This window comes from Caballeronia sp. ATUFL_M2_KS44 (assembly GCF_023630965.1).
In the GTDB taxonomy this organism is placed as follows: Bacteria; Pseudomonadota; Gammaproteobacteria; order Burkholderiales; family Burkholderiaceae; genus Caballeronia; species Caballeronia concitans.
Window position 1 is genome coordinate 780,843 of the sequence record NZ_JALQEA010000039.1, and the last position, 17,581, is coordinate 798,423.

Genomic DNA, 17,581 nt, shown 5'->3' on the forward strand with positions numbered 1-17,581 from the left:
CGCGGTCAGTAGCCGACCGTGAAGCGCTGACGGACCGGCTCGCCGCGCTCGAACGCGTCGAGAAAGGCGATGGCGAAGTCGTCGAAGGAAATCCAGCTTCGGCCGCTGCCGTCGACGAGCAGTTCGTCCACGCCGAGCCGGAATCTGCGAGTGCGCGGGCCGCTCACGAATTCCGCCGACGGCGACACGTAGGTCCAGCTCACGTCCCATTCGCGCCGCAACGCATCGAGAAAGGCCGCGCCCGCCGTCGCTTCCGCGCGATACACCTCCGGAAAATCGGGCGAATCGAGCACGCGCTGCCCCGGCGCGGCATACAAACTCCCCGCGCCGCCGACGACCATGAGGCGCGGCACGCCCGCCCGCTTCACCGCGCCGACGATCGCGCCGGCCGGCACCGATTGAAAGCGCGTCGCGCTGAACAGGGCGTCGTGGCCGGCGATCGCGTCGGCGAGCGCGGCGGTGTCGAGCGCATCGACGTTGCGCGCGGTCATGCCGTCGCGCGGGGCGAGCGCGGATGTGTCGCGGGCGAGCGCCGTCACGGTGTGTCGACGGCGCAACGCTTCTTCCGCCAATCGGCTGCCCACATTGCCGGTCGCGCCGACGATCGCGATCTTGCTCATGCTCGTTCTCCTTTCGTTCGCGGCGTGAAGCGCGGCGTTCGTCGCGTCGGTCATTCATACGCGATCGAAGAAAAAATGCAGCCGTGCCGCGTCGATCAAACCGATTCCATTTTCATCCGGCGCCGGCGATGAGAAACATTTCGGCGTTGCCTTCAACGTCGAATATCGACGGCCGATCCGCACTATTGCAATTTCCGAGCCGGTTTTAAGCGCGTCCGCCAATAGCGAGTGCGGGGGGCCATAATCCAAACCACACCATGATGCGAGCGCGACCACATTAAACTAGAGGCCCCGCGCTCTTTCGAAACGCGTCATAACGGCGATTCCCGGCGCGCCGGACGCAACTCGTTTCGCAAAGGGTTCCAATGAAAGTCGTCAATTTGTCATGACACTGGTTTATCTTGCAGGTCCTCGCCGCTCCATTACCGGAAGGAGTTAATCGTGAAGAATCCGCAATTGCAGGGTGCCATCGAAGGACGCGACAATCCGGCAGGCGAAACCGCCTACGAGCCGATTCCGGTCGGCGCCGCGCCGGCTGAATCGGCCGATGAAGCCGACCATGTCGATTCGCTGGACATCCCGCTCAATTACGGCATCGTCATGGACGCCGTCAGGGACGCGGTACGCGCGAATCCCTGAGCGTTCGAATCCCCGTACATATGCAGCGCCCCACTCGGGGCGCTTTTTTTTCGCGCGGCGAACGCCGCGATATCTCGCCACATGTCATCCGGCCGATATTCAATTCAGCGTCCGGTCGGCAATTCATACCGCCTTCAAGATGGCCCGCGGCAGCTAATTATCCAATCAATAAACGTTTTAATTGACTGATGAATAATCGCGCCTACTCGTTGTGAAGCGTGCAAGTCAAGCGGTATAAAACCCGCAATATTGCTCGCCGCACTGAATTAACGCGATGGTACACTTCGCCGTCCGCTAGCGCGGACCCACGCCGCATATGGCGCGCCCGTTGTCCACCGTTCGTCCAGCCTAACGACGCCCGAAATTCCGAATGACCGCCGCCAGGCAATAGTTTTCCCAGTATTTGCGATCGATTCTCCTTTAGATGATTTCTTCTGGCGAAACAAATCGGCCGAACTGCCTTCAAACGAATCGTGGCGTCTGAATGAATGTGAAACGGGCGTTCGCATTGGCGCTGTGGAACAGCAAATAAAGGTAAAAATAACCGATTAACTCGCGCGCTACGGCGCGTGCTTCCGAAACAACAATAATGGCTGCACCTTTCGATTACCTGCTCGACCGGCACATCTCCAGGCAATGGCGCGGCCTGCTGTCCGCGCTCGCGGATGAGTTCGAGGCGCAGATCGGCGGCGCGGAACTGCGGCAACTGATGCACCGCGTCGGCAGCCGTTTCGCCGATGCGTCGCCGTTGCCGCCGTGCGCATCGACGGCCGAACTCGCCGACGCGCTCAACGCGCGCTGGCAGGAAGCCGACTGGGGCTTCGTCGAACTGTCCGACGAGCGCGACCACCTGAGCATCGTTCACTACTGCGCGCCGCTTCGGGCGTTCGGCGAAAGCGCGCTCGCGTGGACGCCCGCGTTTCTCGAAGGCGCCTATCAGCATTGGCTCGCCGCGCTGGGCGCGAACGGACTCGCCGTGCGGCAACACGGGCAAATGAACGGCGAATTCGACGATGACGCCGCCATCGAATTCCGGCTCGCGCGCGGCGCGGCCTGAACATCGTTTTTCTGGGTATGGGCCGCATCGAAAGAAGCGGCATCGACCGTTCAGGATCGGACGGCGAAAAAAGCACGCAACACCGGCCACGGTTCAAGCAGGGCATCACGAGGATGCGGCATTCATGAATACTTCGCGCGACATTGAAAAGCTGTTCGATCATTTCGGCGGCAATGCAGGGGAATATCAGGAAATCGGCCGGGAGAACGAGGCCCGGAGCGCCCGCACGCGCTGGCCGCTGCTCGCGACGCTCGACTTCGCGCAGCCGGCCATTCCGGAAATCGCGAAGCGCCGCGATGCGCGCGCCGATGCGCCCGCGCCCGCGCCGCACGCCACGCAACAAACGACGCCCACGCCGATTCATCGCGGCAAGCCGCCGCTCTTTGCGCGGTCGCATCGCCGGACGATTCCGCCGGTCAATGCGCCCGCGAATGCGTCCGCCGCGCTCGATTCGCTGAGCGCCGCGCGATTCTCGTCGCCGGCGGATGCCGCGCCGCGCGCGCCGGTGCCCGAGCCGCAGCAAGCGAAAGCCGAAGCGAAAGCCGAAGCGCCGCGCGTCGATCCGGCGCCGCCGTCGATCCTCGGCAAGCTCTTCCAGCCGGCGCCCGCCGCGCCGCGCGCATCGGACGATTCCCTTCCCGCGCTCTTTCACCGCCTGCGCAACGGCGGCCCACGCTCATGAAAGTCATCACGGTCGTTTCCGCGAAAGGCGGCGTCGGGAAGACGACGCTCGCCGCCAATCTCGCCTCGGTGCTCGCCGCGCGCAATCGTCGCGTGATCGTGCTCGATCTCGATCCGCAGAACGCGCTGCGCCTGCACTTCGGCATTCCACTCGACAGCATCGACGGCATTTCGCGCGCCACGTTGAGCCACGATCCGTGGCAAACCGTGATGTTCGACGGCGTCGATGGCGTCACCGTGCTGCCCTACGGCGCGCTCGTCGAGGACGACCGGCGGCGCTTCGAGACGCTCGTGGATCGCGATCCCGCGTGGCTCGCGCAATCGCTGCATTCGCTCGCGCTCGACGCGAACGACATCGTCATCGTCGATACGCCGCCCGGCTCCTCCGTCTACACGCGCACGGCGCTGACGGCGGCGAACTTCGCGCTCAACGTCGTGCTCGCGGACGCCGCGTCCTACGCCGCGATTCCCGGCATGGAGCGCATGGTCGATGCCTACGCCGCGCCGCGCAAGGACTTCGCCGGTCAGGGCTATGTCGTGAATCAGGTCGATCAGTCGCGGCAGTTAAGCAAGGACGTGCTGAAAGTGCTGCGCGACATGCTCGGCGCGAAGCTCTTTCCGGGCGTGATCCATCAGGACGAAGGCATCGCGGAAGCGCTCGCGTGCGACACGACGCTCATTCACTACGATCCGCTCTCGCAAGCCGCCGCCGATCTGCGCGCGTGCGGCGACTGGCTGCTCGCCGCCATCGATTCGATCGCCGCTTCGAGGAACGTCGCATGAGTTCGGCGAAGATTCCATCGCAGGAAACGGAGGTGAGCGTCGCGACGTCGCGGCTGGAACGCATCGTCGATGCGCGTATCTGGAGCAGCCGTTTCGTCGTGGCGCTCATGACGCTGTTCGCCGCGTTCGCGCTGTACTTCGTCGTTACCGTGCCGCTCGCGTTCGGCCAGCAGCTCGCGTTCGCGAGCATCTGCTTCGTCTGCGCGCTCGGCTTTCGCCGGCTGCAAGGCCAGTACGCGACGCTCGTGATGATCATGCTCTCGGTGACGGCGTCGGGCCGATACATGTACTGGCGGCTCACGGAAACGACTTACTGGGAGCGTCCGCTCGACGCCGCGTGGGGCCTGCTGCTCGTTGCCGCCGAAGTCTATGCGACGCTCGTGCTGATGCTCGGCTACTTCCAGACCGCGTGGCCGCTCAAGCGCAAGCCGCTGCCCTTGCCCGCCGACCGCAGCGAGTGGCCGACGGTCGATGTCTTCATTCCGACGTACAACGAGCCGCTTTCCGTCGTGAAGCCGACGATCTACGCGGCGCTCGCGCTCGATTATCCGAAGGACAAGCTCGCCATCCACGTGCTCGACGACGGCCGTCGTCCCGATTTCAAGGCGTTCTGCGAGGAAGTCGGCGTCAACTGGACGATCCGCACGCACAATCGTCACGCGAAGGCGGGCAACATCAACGAGGCGCTGAAGATCACGAAGGGCGAATACCTCGCCATTTTCGATTGCGATCACATCCCGACGCGCTCCTTCCTGCAAATCTGCCTCGGCTGGTTTCTGCGCGACAAGCTGCTTTCGATGCTGCAAACGCCGCATCATTTCTTTTCGCCCGATCCGTTCGAACGCAATCTCGGCACGTTCCGCAAGGTGCCGAACGAAGGCGAGCTGTTCTACGGCCTCGTGCAGGACGGCAACGATCTCTGGAACGCGACCTTCTTCTGCGGCTCGTGCGCGGTGCTGCGGCGTTCGATGGTCGAAGAGATCGGCGGCATCGCGGTGGAAACCGTCACGGAGGACGCGCATACGGCGCTCAAGCTGCATCGGCTCGGCTATACGACCGCGTATCTCGCGATCCCGCAAGCCGCAGGTCTCGCGACGGAAAGCCTCTCCGGTCACATCGGACAGCGCATTCGATGGGCGCGCGGCATGACGCAGATCTTTCGCATCGACAATCCGCTGACGGGCAAGGGGCTGAAGCTCGGGCAAAGGCTGTGTTACCTGAACGGCATGCTGCACTTCTTCTATGGCGTGCCGCGCCTCGTGTTTCTCACCGCGCCGCTCTCGTATCTGTTCTTCGGCGCGCACGTGATCGAAGCGGCGGCGAGCACCATCGCCATTTTCGCGCTGCCGCACATGATGCACGCGAGCATCACCAATTCGCGGATGCAGCGGTCGTTCCGCCACTCGTTCTGGGCCGAAGTGTATGAGTCGGTGCTGGCGTCGTACATCACCGCGCCGACGCTGCTCGCCGTCATCAACCCGAAGCTCGGCAAGTTCAACGTGACGGCCAAGGGCGGACAGATTGCGAAGGACTACTTCGACTGGTCGATTTCGCGGCCGTATCTCTTCCTGCTGCTGCTGAATCTGCTCGGGTTCATCGCGGGCGTGGTGCATATCGGCATGAACTGGCACGTGCGCAGCGAAGTGCAGACGACCGCGCTCAACCTGTGCTGGACCGTCTACAACATGCTGATCCTGGGCGCGTCGGTGGCGGCGGCGAGCGAGCGGCGGCAGGTCCGCACGACGCATCGCGTGAGCATGACGATGCCCGTCATGCTCAAGTTCCCGACGGGGCGCACGCTCGCGTGCGAGACCATCGACTATTCGGAAGGCGGCGTCGGCGTGAAGCTGCCGAACGGCATTCAGGTGCCGATGCACGAGCGCGTCACCGTGTCGCTGTTTCGCGGCGACGAGGAATACGCGTTTCCCGCGACTGTCGGTTTCAGCGAGCCGGGGCGCGTCGGCTTGCGCTTTCTGCAACTCACGCGCGATCAGGAATACGACTTCGTCAAGACGACGTTCGCGCGCGCGGATGCCTGGACCGGCTGGTCCGAAGGCCGTCTCGCGGATACGCCGCTGCGCGGCCTGTCGCATGTGCTGCTGGTCGGCACGCGCGGCATCGCCGGGCTTTTCGAGCATCTGTACAGCGACCTTCGGAGCGGGATGAGCAAAAGCCCCGTCGATGCGAAGAAGCTGACAACCAAAGATCAATGATGGGCAAAGGATCATCGAAGCCGCGTTCTGGCGGCGAGGGAAAGCGCGCGCGGCATTTCGGCGCGTTGATGTTGTCGATGGCGCTGGCCGCGCCGCTCGTCTCACAGGCCGATGCGCCCGCGAGCCCCGCCGTCGTCTATAACCCGAACGCGATCACGCAGCCCGCGCTCGCCGTGCCGGTTCCCGCGTTCTCCGGCAAGCCCGCGACGCCGCTCACCTCGCGCGTGCCGACCACCGCCGATCCCGGCACGCTCGTGCCCGGCGGACGCCGCCAGACGCTGACGTTCGCCGACTACGGCGCGCTCGATCCGCTGCAACTGCGCGGCACGGACGGCCAGAACGGCATCGCGTTTTCGGTGCGCGGCGACGAAGTCGTGACCGGCGCGGTGCTGCATCTGATCTACAGCTATTCACCGTCGCTCTTGCCGTCCATTTCGCAACTGAAGGTGCTCGTCAACGGCGAAGTCGCCGCGACGCTGCCGGTGCCGCGCGAGCAGGCGGGCACGCTCGTCGCGCGCGACGTGGCCATCGATCCGCGCTTCATCACCGAGTTCAATCACCTGAACGTGCAGTTGATCGGCCATTACACGCAGCAGTGCGAAGACCCGTCGAACTCGACGCTCTGGGCAACGGTCAGCAACGCAAGCTCGCTCGATCTCACGTATGCGTCGATTGCGAGCAAGCCGGATCTCGCCGCGCTGCCGCAGCCGTTTTTCGATCGCCGCGACGTGCGCCGCCTCGAACTGCCGTTCGTGTTCGCGGGCAAGCCGAGTCCGGGCGAACTGGAGGCGGCGGGCATGGTGGCGTCGTATTTCGGCTCGCTCGCGGGCTATCGCGGCGCGCTCTTTCCGGCGCAGACGGACGCCGTGCCGCTCGCGGGCAACGCGGTCGTGTTCGCGCTTTCCGATGCGAAGCTCGCGGGCGTCGATATTCCGCCGGTGTCCGGACCGACCATCGCGGTCGTCGAACGCGATGCCGCCGCGCGCGGCCGCCTGCTCCTCGTGCTGGGCCGCGACGACAACGAGCTGAAGATCGCCGCGAAGGCGCTCGGCGTCGGGCAGAACACGCTGTCGGGCGCGAGCGCGACCATCACGCAGTTCAGCGAACTTCAGCCGCGCCGCCCCTACGACGCCCCGAACTGGCTGCGCACCGACCGCCCCGTGCGCTTCGGCGAACTGGCCGAGGCGCGCGATCTGACCGCGAACGGCTACGACGCCGACGCGGTGCGCGTGAACCTGCGCGTGCCGCCCGATCTCTTCATGTGGCAGACGAAAGGCGTGCCGATCGACCTCGCGTATCGCTACACGGTGCGGCCCGCGCCGGATCGCTCGTCGCTCAACATCAGCGTGAACAGCGGCTTCGTGCAATCGCTGCGCATTCCGGCGGCGTCCGCGTCCACGTTCGATCTCGCGCATTACTTCAGCCGCGTGCTGCCGGACGGCACCGCCGCCGCGCGCCACGAAATCTATCTGCCGCCGCTTCTGATCACGCCGCGCGCGCAGTTGCGCCTGCACTTTTATTACGACATCCCGAAGACCGGCGAATGTCAGGGCCGCGTGCTCGATAACGTCGTCGGCGCGATCGATCCGAATTCGACCATCGACCTCTCCGGTTTCCCGCATTACATGGCGCTGCCCGATCTGGCCGCGTTCGCCAACGGCGGCTTTCCGTTCACGCGGATGGCGGACTTGTCGCAGACGGCGGTCGTGCTGCCGAACGATCCGAATTCCGCCGACTACAGCCTGTATCTGCTGGAGATGGGCCGCATGGGCGCGTCGACGGGATATCCGGTGACGGGCGTGACGGTGACGAGCGCGAACGATGTCGACCGCTTCGCCGACAAGGATCTCTTGATTCTCGGCGCGCCGGGCCGCCAGCCGCTTTTGCAGCGCTTCGCCAAACACATGCCGTTTTCCGGCGACGGCGACGCGCGCACCTTCCAGTTGAGCGACGTCGCGTTCAAGGTCGTCGACTGGTGGCACGGCGAGCAGGGGCCTGAGCGCTCGCCCGCGCGCGCGGATTTGTCGCTCGTGAGCGCGAACGGCGATGCGCTCCTGACCGGCTTCGAATCGCCGCTCAAGAGCGGGCGCAGCGCGGTGGCGCTCATCAGCGCGGCGGGGCAATCGGACGCGGACTTGTCCGCCGCGCTGCTCGACAACGACCTGCTGCCGTCCATCCAGGGCGCGATGGCCGTGATCCATGGCCGCACGGTCACGGTGACGTCGAACGGCGAGGCGTACTACGTCGGCCATCTTTCGCCGATGCATTACATGCGCTGGGCGCTCTCCGCGCATCCGCTGTTGCTCGTGTTTTCCGCGGTGATCGCCGCGCTGATCATCGCCGCCCTGTTCTACCGTGCGCTGCGCTCGCTCGCGGCGCGGCGTCTGAAGGATTGACATGCGTGAGCTTATCGACAGACTCGTGGCCGTCGCGGTCCTCGGGCTTCCCGCGCTCGCGGCACACGCCGCGCCGTCGTGCGACTGGCCGGCGTATCGCCAGTTCATCGAGCGCGCGGTTCAGGCCGATGGCCGCGTCATCGACCGTTCCACCGACGCGCAGCAGACCACGTCCGAAGGCCAGTCCTACGGCATGTTCTTCGCGCTCGTCGCGAACGACCGCGCGAGTTTCGATCGCATGCTCGGCTGGACGCGCGCGAACCTCGCCGCCAATCAGTTCGATGCGACCGACGCGCGGCTGCCCGCGTGGCAATGGGGCCGCAAGCCGGACGGCTCGTTCGGCGTGATGGACGCGAACCCGGCATCCGACGCCGATTTGTGGATCGCCTACGACCTGCTGCAAGCCGGGCGGCTCTGGAACGACGCGGCCTACGCGCGGCTCGGGCGCGCGCTGGCGGCGCAGATCGCGAAGCAGGAAATCGTCGATCTGCCGGGCTTGGGGCCGATGCTGCTGCCCGGTCCGCAAGGATTTCGCGCGAACGGCGTCACGCGGCTGAATCCGAGCTATCTGCCGTTGCCGCTGCTGCGCGCGCTCGCGCACGAGATGCCCGACGGCCCGTGGACGAAGCTCGCGCAGAACGCCGCGCGGCTCGTCAAGGTCACGTCCCCGCGCGGCTATGCGCCCGACTGGGCCGCTTACCGCGACGGCCAGTTCGTCGTCGATCCGAAATCCGGCGACACCGGCAGCTACGACGCGATCCGCGTCTATTTGTGGGCCGGCATGGCATCGAGCGCCGATCCGCTCGCGCGCCCATGGCTCGACACGCTTTCCGGCATGCAGAAGAGCGTCGCGCAGACGGGCTTCGCGCCGGAGAAAGTCGCCGCGACGACCGGCGCGACGACCGGCGCGGCAAGCGGCGAAGGCCCGCTGTCGTACTGGGGCGCGCTGGCGCCGTACTTCAAGGCGCTGAACGACGAGCGCGCGCTCGGCCTCGCCCGCGCGCATCTCGACGCGCTCGGCGCGCCGCCCGGCGCGGGCCGCGAGCCGGTCTACTACGACCGCGTGCTCGGACTGTTCGGCGGCGGCTTCATCGACGGGCGATACCGCTTCGACGAAACCGGCCGCCTCGTGCCGAACTGGAGAAGCGCATGCTGATGCGCACGCGACAACGCATCATCGCGGCGATGCTCTGTGCCGCGCCCGCGCTCGTCCTCGCGCAGACGGCCGCCGATCCGCTCAACGTGCTCATCGACCAGGGCAAGTACTGGCAGGCGCACAAGCGCGGCGATCTCGCGGAGCAGGCGTGGCAGAAAGTGCTGCGCATCGACCCGAAGCAGCCCGACGCGCTCTTCGGCATGGGCATGGTGCTCGCGGATCGCAAGGACGGCAGCGGCGCGCAGCAATACCTCGCGCAGTTGCGGCAGGTCGCGCCGAACTATCCGAATATCGACGAACTCGGGCGGCGGCTCGGCGAAGCGAGTCCGCGCGATCAGACCGTCAACGACGCGCGCCGTCTCGCGCAAAGCGGACAAAGCGCGTCGGCGGTGCAGGAATATAAGCGCGCGATCGACGGCAAGCCCGCGACGCCCGAATTGCAGCTCGAGTATTACCAGGCGCTCGCCGCGACGCCGCAGGGCTGGGACGAAGCGCGCCGCGGCCTCGACCAGCTCGCGCGCCAGAACGCCGACGATCCGCGCTACGCGCTCGCCTACGCGCAGCATCTGACGTATCGCGACACGACGCGGCGCGACGGCATCGCGCGTCTCGCGAAGCTCGCGGGCGACAGCGGCGTCGGCGCGCAGGCGAAGAAAAGCTGGCGGCAGGCGCTGTTGTGGCTGGGCGCGCGGGCATCGGATGCGCCGCTTTTTCAGGCGTACTTGCAGACCGCGCCCGACGACGCCGCCGTCAAGGCCCGCTTCGACGCGATGGTCCAGCAGGACAAGACCGCTCGCGAGCGCGCGCAAGCGGACGCAACCGTCGATGCGCGCGGCCGCGCCGTCGCCGATGGCTTCGCGGCGCTGGATCGCGGCGATCTCGTCGCGGCGCAGGCGCGCTTTTCGGCGGTGCTCGCGGCGAATCCGAACGATGGGGACGCGCTCGGCGGCCTGGGCGTCGTCGCGCTGAAGCAGGAACGGTTCGCTGAGGCGCGCACGTATCTCGAACGCGCATCGCGTGCGGGCAACGCCGCGCGCTGGAAGGACGCGCTCACGAGCGCGACGTACTGGACTTATACGAGCGATGCCATCGGCGCGCGCAGCAACGGCGAGATCGCGAAGGCGAAGGCGCTGTTCGAACGCGCGATCGCCGTGAATCCGGCGGATGTCACCGCGCAGACGCAACTCGGCGACATGCTGCTCGGCAGTGGCGATGCGCGCGGCGGGGAAGCGGCGTTTCGCATGGCGCTGCGCCGTCAGGCCGACAATCCCGACGCGATTCGCGGGCTCGTCGGCGCGCTGGCCGCGCAAGGACGCGGCGACGAGGCGCTCGCCTTCGCGAACAGACTGAACGCGGAGCAGCAGGCGAAAGCCGGCGGCATCGACAAATTGCGCGGCGAGGCGCAGGCCGCTCAGGCGCGCGCGGCCGAAGCGCGCGGCGATCTCGGCGCGGCGCGCAGTCTCTTCGAGGACGCGCTGCTCAACGTTCCCGACGATCCGTGGCTGCGTCTCGATCTCGCGCGCATTTACGTTCGGCAGGGCGCGGTCGGCAATGCGCGCAGCATGATGGACGGCCTCGTCGCGACGCATCCCGACATGACCGATGCGCTCTACGCGAGCGCGCTGCTCGCCGCCGAAACGCAGGACTGGTCGGCGGGGCTCGCGCAACTGGAGCGCGTGCCGGCGGCGCAGCGCACGCCCGCGATGACGGCGTTGCAGCATCGCCTGTGGGTGCAGCAGCAGGCCGAACTCGCGACGCGCGCGGCCAACGCGGGCCAGCGCGCGCAAGCAATCGCGATTCTTCAGCGCGCGGAGCCGGTCGCGGCGGGCGACGCGGAACTGACGGGCGCGGTGGCGTCGGCGTATGTGAAAGCGGGCGATGCATCGCGTGGACTCGCGCTGGTGCGCGGCGCGATCGCCCGTGCGCCGAACGACGCGGGCTTGCTGCTGCAATACGCGGGCATTCTCTCGTCGACGCAGCAAACCGCCGAACTCGGCGCGGTCATGCGCCGCCTTCAGTCGATGCCGCTCGCCACGCAGCAGCGCGCCGACTTCAACGATCTCAACGTGGGCATCGTGATCGCGCAGGCGGATGCGGTGCGCACGCGCGGCGATCTCGCAGGCGCTTACGACGTGATCGCGCCGTGGCTCGCCGCGATGCCCGACAACGCGGACCTTCAGGCGGCGCTGGGGCGCATGTACACGTCGGCGGGCGATGACCGCAACGCGCTCGCATGCTATCGCGCGGCGCTTGCGCGTCGTCCGGACGATGCCGCGTTGCAGAGCGCGGCGATATCGGCGGCGACGGGCGTGCGCGACTTCCGGCTCGCGGAATCGCTCGCGCAGCAGGCGATGGCCGCATCGCCGAACGATCCCGGCCTGCTCGCCGCGATCGGGCGGATGTATCGCGCAGAAGGCAAGCTCGATCTCGCCGCGCAGTTCCTGCAGCGGTCGCTCGTCGCGGCGAATGCGCCTGTGGCCGCGGGCGCGGGACGGAACGGCAATGTTCCGCGCGACTGGCAGGCGGCAATGAATCGCATCGGCTCGACGCCGCTTCCCGGAACCAATCCGTTCGAAGGCAAGACGGCGGTCGGGACGGCGGCGTCGGGGAATTCGCAAGCCAATTTCAATTCGTCTTACTCGACTCCCGTGCCGACTTATCTGCCGCCCGCGCAGCCTGCGCCTTCCGTGCCCTATTCCGTGCCCGCTGTTTCGCCTCGGGCGGGCGCCAGTGGCGGGTATGGACCGGATTCGTATGGGTCGGCGCAATCCGGCGCGCCGCGTGCGATGGCGACGCAGGCTTACGGCCCCGTGCAATCAGGCGCGACGCCGGCAACGACAGGCGGCGGTTATGGACCGGACCCGTACGGCTCCGCGCAATCGGGCGCGCCGCTGCAGCCGTATCCGGGGCAGGAACCGGGCGCTTATCCGGCGAACGGTTATCAGCCCGATGCGCAGCAGCCCGCGCCCTACGGCAATCCCGACGCCTACGCCACTTCGCCGTGGCCGATGTCCCCCGCCGCGCGCGATGCGCAATCCGGCGGCAATGCGGCGCCTTCGGCTGCGAAGCGGTCGGCCTCGCGCAAGGCGGGCGCGGCGCAGGCATACGGCGGGCAGCAGCCGGCGTATCAACAACCGTATCAGCCGTATCCGCAGCAGTACGCCCAGCAGCCGTACGCCCAGCAGCCCTACGCGCCGCAGCCCTACATCCCGCAGCCGCCCGCCGGATACGCGCAGCCGTACTACCCCGCGCAAGCCCAACGCGCCGCGTCCGCCGCCACGATGACCGCCGGCGGCATGCCCGCGCCCGCCGCGCCCGTCGGCGGAATCGCGAATTCGCAGACCGCGGGCGTCGCCGAAGAACTCGCGGCGATCAACCGCGAGCAGGCCAGCACGATCTCGGGCGGCGTCACATTCCGCAATCGCGATGGCGAAGACGGCCTCTCGAATCTGACCGATATCGAAGCGCCCATCGAAGGCCGCATCAAGGCGGGCAACGGACACGTGATCGTGCGCGCGACGCCCGTCACGCTCGACGCCGGCACCGCGAGCAGCACGCCGCAAACCTTGTTGCGCTTCGGATCGGGCAACGGCGCGCTCTCGACGCCGCCCGCCAACAACTACGGCTCGCAAACGGCGACGGGCGTCGGCCTTTCGGTCGGCTATGAGAATCGCCACTTCAAGGGCGATATCGGCACGACGCCGCTCGGCTTTCGCGAAACCAACATCGTCGGCGGCGTGCAGTATCAGAACGCGATCAGCGACAAGGTGTCGTATTCGATCGCCGTCGCGCGCCGCGCCGTCACCGACAGCCTGCTCTCCTACGCCGGCGCACGCGATGCCGGCGCGGGCCTCGAATGGGGCGGCGTGACATCGAGCGGCGGCCGCGCGGACCTCGGCTGGGACGACGGCACGAGCGGCGTCTACGTCAACGCGGCGTTCCAGTATCTCGACGGCCGGCATGTCGCGTCGAACACCGCCGAGAAAGGCGGCGGCGGCGTCTACACGCGCATCCTGAAAGACGCGGACCAGACGCTGACGGTCGGCGCGAACACGACGCTCATGCATTACAGCAAGAACCTGTCGTACTTCACGTACGGGCAAGGCGGCTACTTCAGCCCGCGGCAGTACGTGATCCTCAATTTCCCGGTCGAATACATGGGACGTGCCGGGCTTTTCACCTACGATGTAAAGGGATCGGTGGGCGTGCAGCATTATCGAGAGGACGCGTCGGCGTTGTTCCCGGCCGGCGTGCCCGACTCCATCGCCGTGCCGGACGCGAGCGCGCTGGCTTATCCGGGCCAGAGCAAGACCGGCGTGTCGTATTCGCTCAGCGCGACCGGCGAATATCAGCTTGCGCCGCAGTTGACGTTCGGCGCGACGGCGTCGTTCGGAAACGCGTATCAGTATCGCGAGTGGCTGGCGGCGGTGTACGTGCGATACAGCTTCAACCGGCAGGACAACGTGCAGCCGCTGTTCCCGCCGCAAGCGTTCAGCTCGCCGTATCTTTCGTTGTCGAATTAGTCGGCAACGCGACGGGCGATTTGATCGGCGTGGATTGCGCGATGCCCGCGCGGGCATCGCTCATACCGAGGACAACCATGACCTCGACCTTCATCGACCGGCGCGAGGCGGGCCGCGAACTCGCCGCGCTGCTTTCCGCTTACGCGAACCGCGACGATGTCATCGTGCTCGGCCTGCCGCGCGGCGGCGTGCCGGTCGCGTTCGAAGTCGCGAGCGCGCTCGATGCCGAACTCGATGTCCTCGTCGTCCGCAAGTTGGGCGTCCCGTGGCAGCCGGAACTGGCGATGGGCGCCATCGCGTCCGGCAACGCGTTCTATCTCGACGAGCGCATCGTCGACTATGCGGGCGTGTCGAAAATCGCGCTCGATGAAGTCATCGCGAACGAGCGCGCCGAACTGCAACGGCGCGAGACGCTCTTTCGCGGATCACGTCCGCCGCTCGACGTGGCCCGCAAAGTCGCGATCATCGTCGATGACGGCATGGCGACCGGCGCCACCATGAAAGCCGCCGCCATCTCGCTGCGCAATGCCCACGCGCCGCCCGCGTCGATCGTGGCGGCCGTGCCGGTCGCGCCGCTGGATTCGGAAGCGCGCGTGGCGGGCGTCGTCGACGAATTCGTCTGCGTGCTGCGGCCGTATCGGTACTTCGGCGTCGGCCAGTTCTATCTCGATTTCGACCAGACGAGCGACGACGAAGTGCGCGCCCTGCTCGCTCAACGGCATTAGCGCGTCCAGGGCGCGTCGCGTTCCGCGTGATCGCGAGCGTACTTGGTGCGCGCATCGGCGAGCAACGCGCGCGGGATCGCGCCTTCGTCCGCGAGCGCCTTCAGCGCCGCCAGCACGATCGCCACGCGATCCACTTCGAAGAACGCGCGCAACGACTGCCGCGTGTCGCTGCGGCCGAAACCGTCGGTGCCGAGCGTCACGTAGCGGCGCGGCACGTACGCGCGGATCAGCTCGGGCACGCCGCGCACGTAGTCGGTCGCGGCGATCACCGGTCCGCGCGATCCTTCCAGCGCGTGCGTCACATAAGGCGTGCGGGCTTCGTCGGCTAAGCGCGAGAGCCGCTCGCACGCCGCGCCATCGCGATGCAGCTCCGTGTAGCTCGTCACGCTCCACACGGCGGCTTCGATGTTCCAGTCGGCTTTCAGCATCGCGCGCGCGGCGATCGCTTCGTTCAGGATCGCGCCGGAGCCGAGCAATTGCACTTGCGCTGCGGGCGCGGCGGCATCGTCCTGAATGCGATAGATGCCGCGCAGAATGCCCTCGCGCGTGGCCGCGTCGAGCGTCTTGCCGGGCGCGGACGGCTGCGCGTAATTCTCGTTGCCGACGGTGAGGTAATAGAACACGTCTTCCTGGCGCTGCATCATCGCCTGCATGCCTTCATCGACGATCGCCGCCACTTCGTACGCGAACGCGGGGTCGTACGCGCGGCAATTCGGAATGGTCGATGCCGTCAGGTGGCTCGTGCCGTCCTGATGCTGCAGGCCTTCGCCGCCGAGCGTCGTGCGCCCCGCCGTCGCGCCGATGAGAAAGCCGCGCGAACGCTGATCCGCCGCCGCGAAAATCAGGTCGCCGATGCGCTGGAAGCCGAACATCGAGTAATAGATGTAGAACGGCAGCATCGGCAGGTCGTGAACGCTGTACGACGTCGCCGCCGCGATCCACGATGAAATCGCGCCCGCCTCCGAGATGCCCTCTTCCAGAATCTGCCCGCGCGTGTCCTCGCGGTAATAGAGCATCGAGCCCATGTCCTCCGGCTCGTACAGCTGGCCGAGCGGCGAGTAGATGCCGACCTGCCGGAAGAGATTCGCCATGCCGAACGTGCGCGCCTCGTCCGCGACCACGGGCACGATGCGCTGCCCGAGCGCCGCGTCCTTCATGAGACTGCCGAGCATGCGCACGAACGCCATCGTCGTGGACATTTCCTTGCCGGCCGTGTCGATGGCGAACTGCCCCCACGTTCCGAGCGCGGGCGGCACGAGCGATTGCGACGCGCGCGCCCGGCGTCGCGGCAGGTAGCCGCCCAGCGCCGCGCGCCGTTCGCGCAGATAGCGCATTTCGGGGGCGTCGTCGGCGGGCTTGTAGAACTTCAGTTGCTCGACGTCGGCGTCCGAAAGCGGCAGACGGAAGCGGTCGCGGAACGCCTTCAGGTCGTCGAGATCGAGCTTCTTCTGCTGATGCGTCGTCATGCGGCCCTGGCCCACGGCGCCCATGCCGAAGCCCTTCATCGTCTTGGCGAGGATCACGGTCGGCTGGCCCTTGTGCGCGAGCGCCTTCGCGTAGGCCGCGTGCAGCTTGCGCACGTCGTGGCCGCCGCGCCGCAAGCGGTCGATGTCTTCGTCCGACATATGCGCGACGAGCGCCGCGAGTTCGGGATTCTGGCCGAAGAAGCGCTCGCGGTTGTAACGGCCGTCGTTGGCGGAGAACGTCTGGAATTGCCCGTCGACGGTATGCGCGAACGCGCGCAAGAGCGCGCCCGTGCGGTCGCGCGCGAAAAGCGCATCCCAGTCCGATCCCCACAGCACCTTGATGACGTTCCATCCCGCGCCGGTGAACTGCGCTTCGAGTTCATCGACGATGCGGCCGTTGCTACGCACAGGGCCGTCGAGCCGCTGAAGATTGCAGTTGATGACGAACACGAGATTGTCGAGCCGCTCCCGCGACGCCAGCGAGAGCGCGCCGATCGATTCCGGCTCGTCCATTTCGCCGTCGCCGAAAAAGCCCCAGACCTTGCGCCCCTCGGTCTGCTTCAGCCCGCGATTCTGCAAATAGCGCATGAAGCGCGCTTGATAGATCGAGTTGATCGGACCGATGCCCATCGATCCGGTCGGAAACTGCCAGAAGTCCGGCATCAGCCACGGATGCGGATACGAGCACAGCCCCGGCCCCGCGATCTCGCGCCGATAGTGGCGCAAGTGGTCTTCGTCAAGAAAGCCTTCGAGAAACGCGCGCGCATACACGCCCGGCGACGAGTGCGGCTGGAAGTAGACGAGATCGCCGCCGTGGTCGTCGCCAGCGGCGCGAAAGAAGTGATTGAAGCCGACTTCGAACAGATCCGCCGCCGACGCGTAACTCGCGATATGGCCGCCCAGTTCGCCATAGGCGCGGTTCGCGCGCACGACCATCGCGAGCGCGTTCCAGCGCAGCACGGCCGCGAGTTTCTCTTCAATGTCGAGGTTGCCGGGATACGGCGGCTGATTGCCGACGGCGATGGTGTTCGCGTAAGGCGTCGCCCGCGCCCGCGCCGATTCGACGCCCACCGACAGCGCGTGCTCCGCGAGCCGGTCGAACAGATACTGCGCGCGCTCCTTGCCCACGTGCGCGACGACCGCGTCGAGCGCCTCCAGCCATTCGGCGGTTTCGCCGGGGTCCGTGTCTTCGCGGCCCCGCGCGAGAGAAAGAAGCTGGCTGGTCCCGCTCGACAAATCCGTCATGGCACGACTCCGCGTATAGGCTGGAATGCTTTCAAGCATATCCAGTTCCCAACAGAATAGGCGTCTGATTTGTCGGC

General features: G+C 66.9%; 11 protein-coding genes. 9 read left to right on the plus strand and 2 right to left on the minus strand.

Annotated elements, in window-relative coordinates:
* Positions 1-5 precede the first annotated feature (5 nt).
* The gene (locus NCR39_RS19040) at positions 6-620 is read right to left on the minus strand and encodes an NAD(P)-dependent oxidoreductase (RefSeq protein ID WP_250453606.1); all 615 of its coding nucleotides are present in this window, start codon (positions 618-620) and stop codon (positions 6-8) included.
* A 441-nt stretch (positions 621-1,061) separates the two neighbouring features.
* On the opposite strand from NCR39_RS19040, the gene NCR39_RS19045 reads away from it, so the two are divergent.
* From NCR39_RS19045 to NCR39_RS19085, 9 genes are all read left to right on the plus strand, one after another.
* The gene (locus NCR39_RS19045) at positions 1,062-1,259 is read left to right on the plus strand and encodes a hypothetical protein (protein ID WP_250453607.1); all 198 of its coding nucleotides are present in this window, start codon (positions 1,062-1,064) and stop codon (positions 1,257-1,259) included.
* A 589-nt stretch (positions 1,260-1,848) separates the two neighbouring features.
* Complete coding sequence (gene bcsD / locus NCR39_RS19050; protein ID WP_250453608.1) at positions 1,849-2,316, plus strand: cellulose biosynthesis protein BcsD; 468 nt, start codon at positions 1,849-1,851, stop codon at positions 2,314-2,316.
* Between the two features lie 124 nt (positions 2,317-2,440).
* Entirely contained in the window at positions 2,441-2,998 is a 558-nt protein-coding gene (gene bcsP / locus NCR39_RS19055) for a cellulose biosynthesis protein BcsP (protein WP_250453609.1), read from the plus strand.
* Entirely contained in the window at positions 2,995-3,780 is a 786-nt protein-coding gene (gene bcsQ / locus NCR39_RS19060) for a cellulose biosynthesis protein BcsQ (protein ID WP_250453610.1), read from the plus strand. The genes bcsP and bcsQ overlap by 4 nt, the downstream gene beginning before the upstream one ends.
* On the plus strand, positions 3,777-5,993 hold the full coding sequence (bcsA, locus tag NCR39_RS19065) for a UDP-forming cellulose synthase catalytic subunit (protein ID WP_250453611.1): 2,217 nt from the start codon (positions 3,777-3,779) through the stop codon (positions 5,991-5,993). The genes bcsQ and bcsA overlap by 4 nt, the downstream gene beginning before the upstream one ends.
* Entirely contained in the window at positions 5,993-8,389 is a 2,397-nt protein-coding gene (gene bcsB / locus NCR39_RS19070; RefSeq protein WP_250453684.1) for a cellulose biosynthesis cyclic di-GMP-binding regulatory protein BcsB, read from the plus strand. Before bcsA ends, bcsB begins: the two co-directional genes overlap by 1 nt.
* A 1-nt stretch (position 8,390) precedes the next feature.
* Complete coding sequence (gene bcsZ, locus NCR39_RS19075) at positions 8,391-9,545, plus strand: cellulose synthase complex periplasmic endoglucanase BcsZ (protein WP_250453612.1); 1,155 nt, start codon at positions 8,391-8,393, stop codon at positions 9,543-9,545.
* Complete coding sequence (locus NCR39_RS19080; RefSeq protein WP_502800236.1) at positions 9,539-14,068, plus strand: cellulose synthase subunit BcsC-related outer membrane protein; 4,530 nt, start codon at positions 9,539-9,541, stop codon at positions 14,066-14,068. The genes bcsZ and NCR39_RS19080 overlap by 7 nt, the downstream gene beginning before the upstream one ends.
* A 77-nt stretch (positions 14,069-14,145) precedes the next feature.
* Positions 14,146-14,793 carry a phosphoribosyltransferase gene (locus NCR39_RS19085; protein WP_250453613.1) on the plus strand — a complete coding sequence of 216 codons (648 nt, stop codon included), beginning with the start codon at positions 14,146-14,148 and terminating at the stop codon, positions 14,791-14,793.
* Here NCR39_RS19085 and mdeB read toward each other — a convergent pair.
* The gene (gene mdeB, locus NCR39_RS19090) at positions 14,790-17,504 is read right to left on the minus strand and encodes an alpha-ketoglutarate dehydrogenase (RefSeq protein WP_250453614.1); all 2,715 of its coding nucleotides are present in this window, start codon (positions 17,502-17,504) and stop codon (positions 14,790-14,792) included. The two genes, NCR39_RS19085 and mdeB, sit on opposite strands and share 4 nt — an antisense overlap.
* Positions 17,505-17,581 lie beyond the last annotated feature (77 nt).

Coding starts and splice junctions, on each gene's coding strand:
- NCR39_RS19040 (WP_250453606.1), bottom strand. CDS start 620: ATGAGCAAGATCGCGATCGTCGGCGCGACCGGCAATGTGGGCAGCCGA.
- bcsD (WP_250453608.1), top strand. CDS start 1,849: ATGGCTGCACCTTTCGATTACCTGCTCGACCGGCACATCTCCAGGCAA.
- bcsP (WP_250453609.1), top strand. CDS start 2,441: ATGAATACTTCGCGCGACATTGAAAAGCTGTTCGATCATTTCGGCGGC.
- bcsQ (WP_250453610.1), top strand. CDS start 2,995: ATGAAAGTCATCACGGTCGTTTCCGCGAAAGGCGGCGTCGGGAAGACG.
- bcsA (WP_250453611.1), top strand. CDS start 3,777: ATGAGTTCGGCGAAGATTCCATCGCAGGAAACGGAGGTGAGCGTCGCG.
- bcsB (WP_250453684.1), top strand. CDS start 5,993: ATGGGCAAAGGATCATCGAAGCCGCGTTCTGGCGGCGAGGGAAAGCGC.
- bcsZ (WP_250453612.1), top strand. CDS start 8,391: ATGCGTGAGCTTATCGACAGACTCGTGGCCGTCGCGGTCCTCGGGCTT.
- NCR39_RS19080 (WP_502800236.1), top strand. CDS start 9,539: ATGCTGATGCGCACGCGACAACGCATCATCGCGGCGATGCTCTGTGCC.
- NCR39_RS19085 (WP_250453613.1), top strand. CDS start 14,146: ATGACCTCGACCTTCATCGACCGGCGCGAGGCGGGCCGCGAACTCGCC.
- mdeB (WP_250453614.1), bottom strand. CDS start 17,504: ATGACGGATTTGTCGAGCGGGACCAGCCAGCTTCTTTCTCTCGCGCGG.